General features: G+C 66.3%; 10 protein-coding genes. 6 read left to right on the forward strand and 4 right to left on the reverse strand.

What is annotated here, in order from left to right:
- Both BRAD285_RS18720 and parC read right to left on the reverse strand, forming a co-directional pair.
- Positions 1-975, reverse strand: a complete 975-nt coding sequence (locus BRAD285_RS18720) for a cation diffusion facilitator family transporter (protein ID WP_006612754.1) — start codon at positions 973-975, stop codon at positions 1-3.
- 267 nt (positions 976-1,242) lie between these two features.
- A complete protein-coding gene (gene parC, locus BRAD285_RS18725; protein ID WP_006612752.1) occupies positions 1,243-3,495 on the reverse strand; it encodes a DNA topoisomerase IV subunit A in 2,253 nt (750 codons plus the stop codon).
- Positions 3,496-3,865: 370 nt separating this feature from the next.
- Between parC and BRAD285_RS18730 the strand changes: the two genes are divergently transcribed.
- The 6 genes from BRAD285_RS18730 to BRAD285_RS18765 all read left to right on the forward strand — a co-directional run bounded on the left by BRAD285_RS18730 (position 3,866) and on the right by BRAD285_RS18765 (position 10,563).
- Positions 3,866-4,696 carry an alpha/beta fold hydrolase gene (locus BRAD285_RS18730; RefSeq protein ID WP_006612751.1) on the forward strand — a complete coding sequence of 277 codons (831 nt, stop codon included), beginning with the start codon at positions 3,866-3,868 and terminating at the stop codon, positions 4,694-4,696.
- 853 nt (positions 4,697-5,549) lie between these two features.
- A complete protein-coding gene (locus BRAD285_RS18745; RefSeq protein ID WP_006612748.1) occupies positions 5,550-5,768 on the forward strand; it encodes a hypothetical protein in 219 nt (72 codons plus the stop codon).
- Positions 5,769-6,029: 261 nt separating this feature from the next.
- On the forward strand, positions 6,030-7,241 hold the full coding sequence (locus BRAD285_RS18750; protein ID WP_006612747.1) for an ABC transporter substrate-binding protein: 1,212 nt from the start codon (positions 6,030-6,032) through the stop codon (positions 7,239-7,241).
- Between the two features lie 10 nt (positions 7,242-7,251).
- A complete protein-coding gene (locus BRAD285_RS18755) occupies positions 7,252-8,985 on the forward strand; it encodes an FAD-dependent oxidoreductase (RefSeq protein WP_006612746.1) in 1,734 nt (577 codons plus the stop codon).
- Positions 8,982-9,743, forward strand: coding sequence for an SDR family NAD(P)-dependent oxidoreductase (locus BRAD285_RS18760; RefSeq protein WP_006612745.1), 762 nt, complete (start codon positions 8,982-8,984; stop codon positions 9,741-9,743). The genes BRAD285_RS18755 and BRAD285_RS18760 overlap by 4 nt, the downstream gene beginning before the upstream one ends.
- Before the next feature lie 31 nt (positions 9,744-9,774).
- A complete protein-coding gene (locus BRAD285_RS18765; RefSeq protein WP_006612744.1) occupies positions 9,775-10,563 on the forward strand; it encodes an IclR family transcriptional regulator in 789 nt (262 codons plus the stop codon).
- A gap of 3 nt (positions 10,564-10,566) precedes the next feature.
- Here BRAD285_RS18765 and BRAD285_RS18770 read toward each other — a convergent pair whose 3' ends face one another.
- Positions 10,567-11,190: a glutathione S-transferase family protein gene (locus tag BRAD285_RS18770; RefSeq protein ID WP_006612743.1), complete on the reverse strand. Its 624-nt coding sequence runs from the start codon at positions 11,188-11,190 to the stop codon at positions 10,567-10,569.
- A gap of 213 nt (positions 11,191-11,403) precedes the next feature.
- Positions 11,404-13,005: an FAD-binding protein gene (locus tag BRAD285_RS18775; RefSeq protein WP_006612742.1), complete on the reverse strand. Its 1,602-nt coding sequence runs from the start codon at positions 13,003-13,005 to the stop codon at positions 11,404-11,406.
- Position 13,006 lies beyond the last annotated feature (1 nt).

A 13,006-nucleotide genomic window follows, 5' to 3' on the forward strand; every position in this document is an offset into this window, starting at 1 on the left:
TCACACCACGTCGGCCGGCGCCAGCTTGCACGGCTTGCCGTCGGCTTCGATCTGCAAGGTCGGATGCTGGATGTTGAAGCGGCGGGAGAGCTCGGCGCAGATCCGGTGCAGGAAGGCGTCGTCGGTGCCATCGGGGCACACCAGATGCGCCGTCAGCGCGGTCTCGTTGGTGCTCATCGCCCAGATGTGGAGGTCGTGCACCTCGTGGACGCCGTCGAGCGAGGCGAGATAGTCGCGCACCTCCGGCAGCGCGATGTCGCGCGGCACGGCATCGAGCGCGAGGTTGACGCTGTCGCGGGCGAGCTCCCAGCCGCTCAACAGCACGACGAGCGCGATGACGAGGCTGACGACCGGATCGACCCACAGCCAGCCGGTCCAGATCGTGATGAGCGCCGCGACGACGACGCCGAATGACACGGCGGCATCGGCTGCCATGTGCAGGTACGCACCGCGGATGTTGAGGTCGGTGTCGCGACCGCGCATGAACAGCATCGCGGTGGCGCCATTGATGACGATGCCGAGCGCCGCGACCCACAGCACGGTGAGGCCGGCAACTTCGCCCGGATTGCGCAGGCGGTCGACGGCTTCGACCGCGATGCCGCCGACCACGAGCAGCAGGAGGCCGGCATTGATCAAGGCGGCCAGGATCGAGGCGCGGCGATAGCCGTAGGTGTGCCGGTCGGTCGGCCGTCGGCCCGAGAGCCACAACGCGCCCCAGGCCAGCAGCAGCGACATCACGTCGGAGAGATTGTGGATCGCGTCGGAAATCAGGGCCAGCGAGTTGGCGGCGTAGCCGAAGATCAGCTCGGCGATGACAAAGACGGTGTTGAGCGCGACGCCGATCGCGAAGGCCGCGCCGAAGCTGGCGGGCGCGTGGCTGTGGCCGGCGTGGGAGTGGGAATGAGAATGCGCGTGGGAGTGATCGTACGGGTGATCGTGATCTTCGTGGTCTTGATGGGAGTGTGACTGCACCATAGGACCTAACACTCGCTGCTAATGAGCACTCTCGATGTCGTCCCGGCGAACGCCGGGACCCATAACCACCGGCGGCAATTGGTTGGCAGGCTCGTCGTTCCAGCGTGCCCCATCCAGCGTCCTGTGGTTATGGGTCCCGGGTCGGCGCCCCACGCGCTAAGCGCGCGGGGCTTGCCCGGGACGACGACCTCTTTTGCCGGTCCGGCTGATGCACGATCGAACAGTCGTGGGATCGCCGGGCCTTTGTTCATCTCACCCCTGCCCGCCTCACTCGATCGGCCGGTTGAACTTGTTCGACTTCGGCAGGCCCTGCGCGATGCGGCCGGCGTCGGCGCGGTTGCCGCGGTAGTCGGCGAGGTCCTTCCAGCTGAGGCCCTGGTCGCGGCCGGCGGAATCCTTCCAGGCCAGGCCCTGCTTCTGCTCGAACGTGGTGACGTCGGACAGCTGCGCGCTGGTGTATTTCTGCAGGCGGACGCCGCGGCCGCGTGCCATCTCCGGCACCTGGTCGAGGCCGAACACCACCATCTTGTGGTTGGTGCCGATGACCGCGACCTGATCGCCCGTGACCGTGCAGATCGCGCGCGCTTCCGCTGGCGCCGTCACGTTCAGCACCTGCTTGCCCTTGCGGGTGTTGCTGACGCAGTCCTCTTCCTTGACCACAAAACCCTGGCCGTCGGAGGCCGCCACCAGGAACTTGCGCTCGCCCTTGGTGACGAACATCGACACGATCGAGGCATCCTGGTCGAGGTCGATGAACATGCGGATCGGCTCGCCATGGCCGCGGCCGCCCGGCAGCTTGCCGACATCGAGCGAGTAGAATTTGCCGTTGGTCGCGAACAGCAGCACCTTCGAGGTGTTCTCGGCGAAGAACCATTGACCGAGCTGGTCGTCGGTCTTGAACTGCAGGTTCGACAGATCGGCGACGTGACCTTTCAGTGTACGCACCCAGCCCTTCTCGGAGACGACCACCGTGACCGGCTCGCGCTCGATGAAGGCCTCCTCGATGGCGGCGAGATCGTGCTCCGGCGCATCGGCGAAATTGGTGCGGCGCTTGCCGAGCGGCGTCTTCGGCCCGAACATGTCGCGCACGGTCTTGACCTGCTCGCCGACCTTGGCCCACTGGATCTGCTCGGAGCCGAGCAGCTCGTTGATGCCCTTCAGCTCGCCGCGCAGGTTCTTGTCCTCGGTGCGGATCTCCATTTCCTCGAGCTTGCGCAAAGAGCGCAGGCGCATGTTGAGGATCGCCTCGGCCTGCACCTCGGTGAGCTTGAAGGTCTTCATCAGGACCGGCTTCGGCTCGTCCTCGGTGCGGATGATCCGGATCACCTCGTCGATGTTGAGATAGGCGATCAAATAGCCGCCGAGAATCTCCAGCCGGTTCTCGATCTGCTTCTTGCGGTAGTTCGAGCGGCGCAGCAGCACGTCGCGCAGATGGTCGAGCCATTCGCGCAGGCACTCGGCCAGCCCGACCACCTTCGGGATCTTGCCCTTGATCAGCACGTTGAGGTTGAGCGGAATCTTGCTCTCGAGATCCGTCAGCCGGAACAGCGATTCCATCATCAGCGCGGGATCGACGTTCTTCGACTTCGGCTCGATCACCAGCCGCACGTCCTCCGCGGATTCATCGCGGACGTCGCCGACCAGCGGCAGCTTCTTCTCGTTCAAGAGCTCGGCGATCTTCTCGACGAGCCGCGACTTCTGCACCAGATACGGGATCTCGGTGATGACGACGATCCAGGTGCCGCGATTGCCCTCTTCCTGCTTCCACTTGGCGCGGACGCGGAACGAGCCGCGACCGGTGGTGTAGGCCTCGATGATCGACTCCTTGGAGTCGATCACGGTGCCGCCCGTTGGGAAGTCCGGGCCCTTCACCCAGCGCAGCAGCGCGCGCGACTTGGCATCGGGCTTCTCGATCAGATGCAGCGCGGCGTCGCACAGCTCGGCGGCGTTGTGCGGCGGGATCGAGGTCGCCATGCCCACGGCGATGCCCTGCGCGCCGTTGGCGAGCAGGTTCGGGAAGCCGCCCGGCAGCACCACCGGCTCCTTCGACTGGCCGTCATAGTTCGGCCGGAACTCGACGCCGTCCTCGTCGATGCCTTCGAGCAGCAGCCGCGCCACATCGGTCATGCGCGCTTCGGTGTAGCGATAGGCGGCCGGATTATCGCCGTCGATATTGCCGAAATTGCCCTGGCCGTCGACCAGCGGATAGCGCGAGGAGAAGTCCTGCGCGAGACGCACCATGGCGTCATAGATCGCCTGGTCGCCATGCGGATGGAACGAACCCATCACATCGCCGACGATCTTGGCGGACTTCTTGAACGCCGTGCCGGGGTCGAGCCGCAGCAGCCGCATGCCGTAGAGGATGCGCCGGTGCACGGGCTTCAGGCCGTCGCGCGCATCCGGAAGGGCGCGGTGCATGATGGTGGAGAGCGCGTAGGCGAGATAGCGCTCTTCCAGCGCCTCGCGCAGCGCGACCTCGTGAATCTCCGCGGGCTCCGGCGGAATCAGTGATTTTCCCATAAGCGTCGAGCTTTCAGAGGGTTAGCCCAGAGACTTGAGCCAACGTGAACGATTTGGGAACAGGCTTTATGCGATCGCGGGCCGCGGTGCAACGATGGGGTCGCCCGGTTCCGCCAGCCGATTCGCTGGCACCTGCCGCGGAACCCCGGGGAACGCGGAGAAATCGACCAGCTTCGCTCCTCCTGCAAGACGGCGGTTAGCTCACGATTTGAGCAGCCGGAGCCGATCCCCGTACGGCGCGACAGTGTCGCACATACCTCAGTATTGCTGAGAACGTCACGCGCCCTCGCTAAGGTGCTGCCACGCCGCCTCGCAGGGCTCCAGCCCGGGCGCGGAGCGTCCCCCGATCCCCCATCAGAAAGGCAGACCCATGAGCTCAGGATTTGTGACGACATCGGACGGCACGCAGATCTTCTACAAGGATTGGGGGTCGGGGCAGCCCATCGTCTTCCATCACGGCTGGCCGCTGTCGTCCGATGACTGGGACGCGCAAATGCTGTTCTTCCTCGCCAAGGGTTTTCGCGTCATCGCCCATGACCGGCGCGGTCACGGACGCTCGAGCCAGACCGAGAACGGCAACGAGATGGACACCTACGCGGCCGACGTCGCCGCGCTTGCCGCCAAGCTGGACCTCAGGGACGCCGTGCATGTCGGCCACTCCACCGGCGGCGGCGAGGTCGCGCGTTATGTGGCCAAGCACGGCAAGGGCCGCGTCGCCAAGGCCGCGCTGCTCGGCGCGGTGCCGCCGATCATGCTGAAGACCGAGAGCAATCCGGGCGGACTGCCGATCGAGGTGTTCGACGGCTTCCGCACGGCGCTCGCCGCCAACCGCGCGCAGTTCTTCCTGGATATCCCGACCGGCCCGTTCTACGGCTTCAACCGCGACGGCGCCAAGATCTCCGAAGGCGTGATCCGCAATTGGTGGCGGCAGGGCATGATGGGCGGCGCCAAGGCGCACTATGATTGCATCAAGGCGTTCTCCGAGACCGACTTCACCGAGGACCTCAAGGCGATCGACGTGCCGGCGCTTTTGATGCATGGCGAGGATGACCAGATCGTGCCGATCGATGACTCCGCGCGTATCGGCATCAAGCTGCTGAAGCATGGGACCCTGAAGACCTATCCGGGCTTCCCGCACGGTATGGCCACAACCCATGCAGATGTGATCAACGCGGACCTGCTGGCGTTCATCAGGGGGTAGTTCCAACTTCGGCGTCGCTGAGGCAGCATTCGGTGCTGATGAGGCGGGAGACCGTCAACTCTTGCTCGTCATGGCCGGGCTTGTCCCGGCCATCCACGTCGCACCACGTCCGCCGAACGACGTGGATGCCCGGGACAAGCCCGGGCATGACGAACTCGGGGTTGGCAATTGCTCCACGTCCATCGAGCCTTTGCATCAGGCATGCGTGTCTTCCTTCTCGCGACGCAATTCGCGCCCGAGCTATCAAGTTAAATCACCCTCTCTACAGAGGGCGCAGGGAAGGCCGGACCTCGACTGAGGTCCGTGGCCCGCCTGCGAGAAAGAATGCAGGCGGCAGGTACCACGGGTCAGCCGGACGACCCGGCCCTCCCTGCGCGATGGGCTTCCGACTTATACGCAGTCTCCCCGGTGTCCGGGCTTGTTAGCCACCGTCATCAGCGCGATGCCCCGAGGGCATCCATCGCCGACTTGACGCCAGCATCGGGGCGCCAGGACGCTGCGACTTCATCGTCCTGCCGGGCTCGTTCGTCCACGCACCCAAGGGCACGCTGCGAGCCGACAGGCCACCGCTCCCCGCCTCGCGTGTCGTGACGATCGCGCGCAACGCCCCTCCGATGTGAGGCGGGATGCGCGGAAACATCGTCCTGATTTGCCCGACGACACAAGCTCACGCAACTGCGGCAGATTGGCTCGACGGGCAGTTTGCGCATGGGAGATACGCGTTTCTGCACATCCGAAGCAGCAGCCGGCCGGAACCGGGCTGCGGCGAGCCGCGTTGGTTCAGATGAAATTCTCGAGCCTCGCAGCGTAATGCGTGATTGTCAGTCGAAGCTCCTGCTGCGGACAGCCTGCTATGAAGGACTTTTCAGACGCTGCCTTTTCGCCCGACGTGATCGAACTGATGACCCAGGCGCTCAACGGCGCGGTGGCCGCCCTGCCCGAACCTGTGAGTTCGACACACGTCACTTGGCTCGCCGAGTCGGTGCTACGAACCGCCAAGACCGGCGAGCGCGATCCCACGGTGATGCAACGGCTGGCACTGCTTGAATTACAGCTTATGCCGCGCGTGTAGAGTGGACCTTATTACGATCAGCCCACCCGTCATCCTGGGGTAAGACCGCAGGCCCTCCCCCTCAAACGGATGGTAAAGGCCAACGCCTGCTTTTTCATTGTCTGTCGTGGCTCGCTGCTTTCCGGGACCATGAGTACATCCGACCTCGCCGGAGGCGGTTGTGCGCCGCACCGCGCCTATTCGTCATTGACAAATCTATTCGCCATTGCCTAACTTCCCGGCATCACCGCCGACAGAGCGGACGAACCGGGGAGGATCTTCATGCGACGGCAACTGCTCGCCTGCGCGTTTCTGGCAACCACATCACTCATCGCGACCAACGCATCAGCCCAGGTCTCCGACGACGTGGTCCGGATCGGCGTGCTGACCGACCTCTCCAGCTGGGGCCGCGACAACAGCGGCCCGGGGTCCGTCGAAGCCGCCAAGATGGCCCTTGAGGAGTTCGGCCCCACCGTGCTCGGCAAGCCGATCGAGATCATCAGCGCCGATCATCAGATGAAGACCGACGTCGGCACCACGGTCGTGCGTGACTGGTTCGACAACGGCAAGGTCGACGCCGTGGTCGACATTCCCAATTCCGGCATCGCCATCGCCGTGCACAACATGGTGCGCGAGCGCAACAAGATCGCGCTGCTGTCCGGCCCCGGCGCGAGCTCGCTGACCGACGAGCTGTGCAGCCCGAACACCGTGCACTTCACCTACGACACCTACGCGCTGTCCAAGGTCACGACGTCGGCCGTCATCAGCCAGGGCGGCAAGTCCTGGTACTTCATCACTGCGGACTACGCGTTCGGCCAGCAGCTGGAGAAGGACGCCACGCGCTTCATCAAGGAGCTCGGCGGCACCATCCTCGGCGGCGTCAAGCATCCGACCAACACCGCCGACTTCTCCTCGTTCGCGCTGCAGGCGCAGAGCTCGAAGGCCGACGTCGTCGCCTTCGCCAATGCCGGCCAGGACACCGACAACGCGATCAAGCAGTCCGGCGAGTTCGGTCTCGTCAAGGGCGGACAGAAGCTGGTGGGCCTGTTGATGTTCGACACCGACGTGCATGCGATCGGACTCGAGGCCGCGCAGGGCACCTACATGACGACCGCGTCGTACTGGAACATGGACGAGGCCACCCGCGCCTGGTCGAAGAAGTTCTATGCCCGCACCAAGGTGATGCCGACGATGATCCAGACCGGCGTCTACGGCTCGGTGCTGCATTATCTCAAGGCCATCAAGGCGGCGGGCACCGACGATCCCAAGGCGGTCATGGCAAAGATGCGCGAGCTGCCGATCGAGGATACCTTCGTGCACGGCGGCAAGCTGCGCGAGGACGGCCGCGTCATCCGCGACATGTATCTCGCGCGGGTCAAGAAGCCGTCGGAATCCAAGGAGCCGTGGGACTATCTGGAGATCGTCAAGACCGTGAAGGGCGAGGATGCGTTCCGGCCGGTCTCCGAATCCAAGTGCCCGCTGTTGAAGAAGTAGGAGCACGCGCATGAGCGGAGCTGATCCCAGAACCGGCGAGACCTATGATTGCGACGTGCTGGTGGTCGGCTCCGGCTGCGCCGGGCTGTCGGCGGCGGTCACCGCCGCCCATGCCGGGCTGAAGGTCGTCGTCACCGAGAAGGAGCCGCGCTTCGGCGGCACCACGGCGCGCTCCGGCGGCTGGCTGTGGATTCCCGGCACGTCGCTGGCGAAGGCCTGGGGCATCGACGAGCCGCCCGAGCTGGCGCGCACCTATCTGCGCCACGAGGCCGGCAACAGCTATGACGCTGCGCGCGTCGACGCGTTTCTGACCAAGGGGCCGGAGGCGGTCGACTTCTTCACCAGCAAGACCGCGCTGAAGTTCGACATGCCGCTGACCTTTCCGGACTATCACGCGGAGGCGCCGGGCGGCACGCAGGGCGGCCGCTCGATGGTCACGCGGCCGTTCGACGGGCGCGAACTGGGCGACCACATCAAGGATCTCGGGCAGCCCCTGCCCGAGCTCACCGTGTTCGGCATGATGCTCGGCTCCGGCAAGGAGATCATCCATTTCATGCGCGCGACGAAGTCGCTGACATCGGCGTTCTACGTCGCCAAGCGGCTGTCGAAGCATGCGATGGATGTCCTGCGTCACGGCCGCGGCATGACGTTGACCAACGGCAATGCGCTCGCGGGACGGCTCGCAAAGTCCGCCTTCGATCTCGGCATTCCGCTGTGGCTGTCCTCGCCGGTCGCCGAGCTGATCCGCGACGGCGACGCCGTGCGCGGCGCCGTCATCACGCGGCAGGGCAAGCGTGTCAGGGTGAATGCGCGGCTCGGTGTGGTGCTCGCCTGCGGCGGCTTCCCGCATGACGTCATCAGGCGCAAAGCGATGTTTCCGCATGCGCCAAGCGGCCAGGAGCATTTTTCGCCGGGCCCCACCGGCAACACCGGCGACGGCTTGCGGCTGGCGGAAGCCGTCGGCGGCCGCGTCGAGGATGGGCTGCCGCATGCGGCGGCCTGGGTGCCGGTCTCCGTCACCACGCGCAAGGACGGCAGCAAGGGCGTGATGCCGCACTTCATCGACCGCGCCAAACCGGGCGTGATCGCGGTGACCGCCGACGGCGTGCGGTTCGCCAATGAAGGCAATTCCTACCACGATTTCGTGCAGGCGATGGTCAAGGCCGCGAAGCCTGGCCGCGAGATCGCAGCCTTCCTGATCACCGATCATCGCTCCTTGCGCCGCTACGGCCTCGGCTGCGTGCCGCCGTTCCCGATGCCGCTCGGACATCATCTCAGCACCGGGTATCTCAAGTGCGGCGCGACGCTCACCGAGCTCGCGCGCGTCACCGGCATCGACGCGATGTCGCTGGAGGCGACCGTCGCCGCGTTCAACGCCGACGCGGCGCTCGGCCAGGATCCGAGCTTCGGCAAGGGCTCACGCGCCTATAACCGCTATCAGGGCGATGCGCTGCATGGACCGAACCCGTGCGTGGCGCCGATCAAGGACGGGCCGTTCTATGCCATCAAGATGGTGATCGGCGATCTCGGCACCTATGCCGGCATCCGCACCGACGAGCACGCCCGCGCCCTCGATGCGCAGGGCCAGCCGATCGAGGGGCTGTATGCCGCCGGCAACGACATGGCGAGCATCATGGGCGGCAACTATCCCGGCGCCGGCATCACGCTCGGACCGGCGCTGACCTTCGGCTACATTGCCGGCCGGCATCTCGCCGAACGCGGCAAGCAAAGGAGCGCCGCATGAGCGACCAGCAGATGTTGACGGCTAAGCTCGCGCTGGTCACCGGCGCGGCGCATGGCAATGGCCGCGCGATTGCGCTGGGGCTCGCGGGCCACGGCGCTGACGTCGTCATCACCGACATCGACCTGGAGGGCGCCGAGCGCTGTGCGGCCGAGATCCGCGGCCACGGCCGCAAGGCGTGGGCGCATCGGCTCGATGTCACCGACGCCGCCGGCTGCAAGGCGCTGGCGGCGCAGCTGCGCGCCGAGGTCGGCGCGATCTCCATCCTCGTCAACAATGCCGGCATCATCATCCGTGAGAACATCGACTCGCCTCGCGCTCCAGAGAATTGGCAGCGCGTGCTCGACGTCAATCTCAACGGCGTGTTCAACGTCACCTATGCGTTTCTCGCCGCGTTGCGCGAGACGCGCGGCACGATCGTCAACATCGCCTCCGTCGCCTCCTTCGTCGGGATCAGCAACACGCTCGGCTATTCGCCGTCCAAGGGCGGCGTGAAGTCGCTGACGCAGGCGCTGGCGCGCGAGCTCGCCGCCGACGGCATCCGCGTCAATGCGATCGCGCCCGGCGTGATCGCGACCGCGATGACCGAGTCCACGCGCAACGATCCGGAGCGGCTCAAAGGCTTCATGAGCCGTACGCCGCTCGGCCGCGTCGGCCAGCCGGAGGAGCTCGCAGGTCCCGTCGCGTTCCTGGTCTCCGACATGGCCTCCTACGTCAACGGCGTGACCTTGCCGGTCGACGGCGGCTTCCTGGCGGTGTAGGCAGCAGCCGAACCAGGGGGCACCACAGATCATGGGACGAGAGAGCCGCGGCATCCAGTCGATCGAGGTCGGCGGCGCGCTGCTGCAGGCCCTGGCGCGCAGCGGCGAGCCGATGATGCTGCGCGACCTCGCCCGCGAGGCCGGGCTGCCGCCGGCCAAGGCGCATCCCTATCTCGTCAGCTTCTCGCGCATCGGCCTGATCGAGCAGGACGAAACCACCGGCCGCTACGAGATCGGCCCGCTCGCGCTGGAGCTCGGCCTGATCAGCCTGCGGCGGCTGTCCGCAGTGCGGATCGCGACGCCGAAGATCGCAGCCCTCGCGAGCGCGATCGATCACGCCGTGTCGCTCGCGGTGTGGGGCACCAACGGGCCGACCGTGGTGCGGCTGGAGGAGCCGAGCCATGCCGTGCACATCGTGATGCGCGTCGGCTCGATCATGGCGCTGCTGGAGACCGCGACGGGGCGCGCGTTCGCGGCGTTCCTGCCGCCGAAGACAATCAAGGCCGCGCTCGACTCCGGCCTCGATCATCTCGGCGTCGGCTACAATCCGAAGCGCGCGCCGAAGAGTCCGAAGGTCGCGGAGATGCTGGCCGAGGTGCGCGCGCAGGGCCTTGCCCGCGCCGTCGGCGATCCCCTGCCCGGCGTCAATGCCTTTGCCGCGCCGGTGTTCGATCACGCCGGCCACGTCGCGCTGGTCATCACCGCGATGGGCCCGGCCGGCACCTTCGATGCCGGCTGGGAGTCGCCGCTGGCGAACCGGCTGCGCGCCTGCGCCGCCGAGATCTCCAAGCAGCTCGGCCACGGCACGGTGCAGCCGTAGAATCTACGCGGCGGCCGACTGCTTCTCGGGCCACGGCTCGGCCCAGGCCGGCAGCCGCATCAGGCTGTCGAGCCAGCGCACGATGCTTGGAAACGTTTCCAGCGGCATCTCGGCCTCGCGCCAGTCGGTCGCCATCGACGCCGCCGCGAAATCCGCGATGGTCAGCCGGTCGCAGGCGATGTGGCTGTGCGAGCGCAGGTGGGCATCGAGCACGGACGCGCAGGTCTTGAGCGGCGCGACCTTGTCGACCAGCGCCGCGCGGTTGGGCGCGCCGAGGTTAAAATTCTTTCGCACGATGTGCTCGAAATAGAACGGCGCGACGGCCGGATTCCAATGGCTGTCGGTCCAGGCCAGCCAGCGCAGCACCTCGACCTGCTCCTGCGGATGGCGCATCGGCCACATGTCGCAGCTTTCGCGGATGCAGAGATGCGTCATGATGGCGGTGGACTCCCACAGCACGGTGTCGCCGTCGACCAGCGCCGGCGCCTTCATGTTCGGATTGAGCGCGGCGAACTCCGGGGTCTTTAGGCCACGCGTGATATCGATGAACTCGGCGGGAACGCCGAGATGCTTGACCAGCGCGAGCACGCGGCGCGGCGCCTGGGCCTTGATCCAGTAGATCTTCATGAGGGGTCTCCATGGCTGATGCCTGGAAGACGAACGCGCGAGGGGCGGATCGACAGGGGGTGGCGAAAAACTTTACAGCTGTGTTCCACGCACAGAGCCGCAAACACCTCCCGTGCGGCGGCCCCTCACCCCAATCCTCTCCCCGTAAGAACGGGGAGAGGGAGCGCACCAGTTGTGATGCGAGGACTTGCTTCTATCGGCCCTTGGCGCCCGTTACATCGCCCGCACTGCTGCGCGTGCTGTGAGGATGCAGCCTGGCAGAAAGGTTCCCTCCAGCGATCGCTTGCCCGAGGCGCCGCCACCGCCGAAGCCTGCCGCTTCACCGACGGCGTAGAGGCCGCTGATCGGGTTGCCTGCGCCATCGAGCACACGGCTGTGCAGGTCGGTCTTGAGGCCGCCGAGGCTCTTGCGGGTGATGAGCTGCATGTGAATGGCGATGTAAGGGCCTGCCCCACTCATCTGCAGTGGCGCGGGCTTGCAGGTGCGGAGCTTGTCCGGGCCCCATTGCCGGGCGTGCAGGATGCGGCGGATCTGATCGTCATTGTGGAGCTTGTCGCCATTCGCGAAGTTGGCGTCGAAGGCATCGGCGGTGGCCTGCAGCACCTCGGGCTTGACATCGGCCGTTCCGGTCAGCGCATTCATCTTGGCCGCAAGACCTGCGAGCGTCTCGTCGACCAGAAAATGCCGGCTCTCGCGCTGCATCTGCCTCACCAGGCGATGATTGCCGAACAGCGTCTCCTTGAGGAACATCGGCATCTGCCGCTCGCGGATGCGGAGGTTGTGCTCGGCGCCTGATATCGCGAACTCCTTGGCTGCGATGCGCCAGTTCAAGAGATGCCACGTATACGGCTTCTCCTGCGCCGCGACGCGCTCACAGAGATCGTGCGTGTCGAAGCAGGTGACCAGCGGCGCCGGACCGATGCGCTCGCCGCGATGATTGAGCCACAGCGCCGATTTGCACGGCACCAGCGACAGGCCGTGGCCCTCGAAATGCGGAAACGGATGCGGGATTCCGGCGGCATAGTTCCACATCTCGCCGGCGCGGGTGATCTCTGCGCCAACGGTCTCGGCCGCATGGTGATGCAGCTTGCCGTCAGAGAACGGATGGGCGCCGTTGAGCATGGATGCCGGCAGCGGCCGTCCCTTCGGCCAGTTCGCCCGCGCCTCCGCGTGACTGCCATTGATGCCGCCCATTGCGAGCACCGTCAGCGGCGCGGCGATGCGGACCTCGGCGCCGGTCTCCTCGTTGACAGCCACAACGCCCGATACCGCGCCGCCGGCGCGATCGAGACTGACGACGCGGTGCCGATGCAGCACCGTCAGCCGGCCGCCGTTGTCCGCCGCGCGCATCGCCTCGATCATCACGCGCGTCAGCCGCCGCGAGGTGCCCCAGACAATGTGATAGCGCGGCAGCGCATTGCCGTCGCCGTTGAGGCCGCGCTCGACCCAGTTCACGGCGGGCATGAAGGTCACGCCATGCGACGAGAGCCAGTCGTAGACCTCGCTACGCGAATGCTCGACGTAGTAGCGCGCCCATTGCAGCGGCCAGTGCTCTGTTGCGTCGAGCTCACCGAACCTGATCCAGTCGCGCAGCGCGATCTCCGGCGTGTCCGGGATCTTCATCCGCGCCTGCAAGGGTGTGCCGACCAGCGCCATGCCGCCGAACGCCCACAGCGCCAGCCCGCCGAACCGCTCCGGCGTATCGCGATCGATAATGATGACCGACTTGCCGGCGCGCAGCGCCTCGAGCGCGGTGACGATGCCGGCGAGGCCGCCGCCGGCGATGACGACATCGGCTTGCCGCATCGCGCTCATC

The organism is Bradyrhizobium sp. ORS 285 (genome assembly GCF_900176205.1).
Lineage (GTDB): Bacteria > Pseudomonadota > Alphaproteobacteria > Rhizobiales > Xanthobacteraceae > Bradyrhizobium.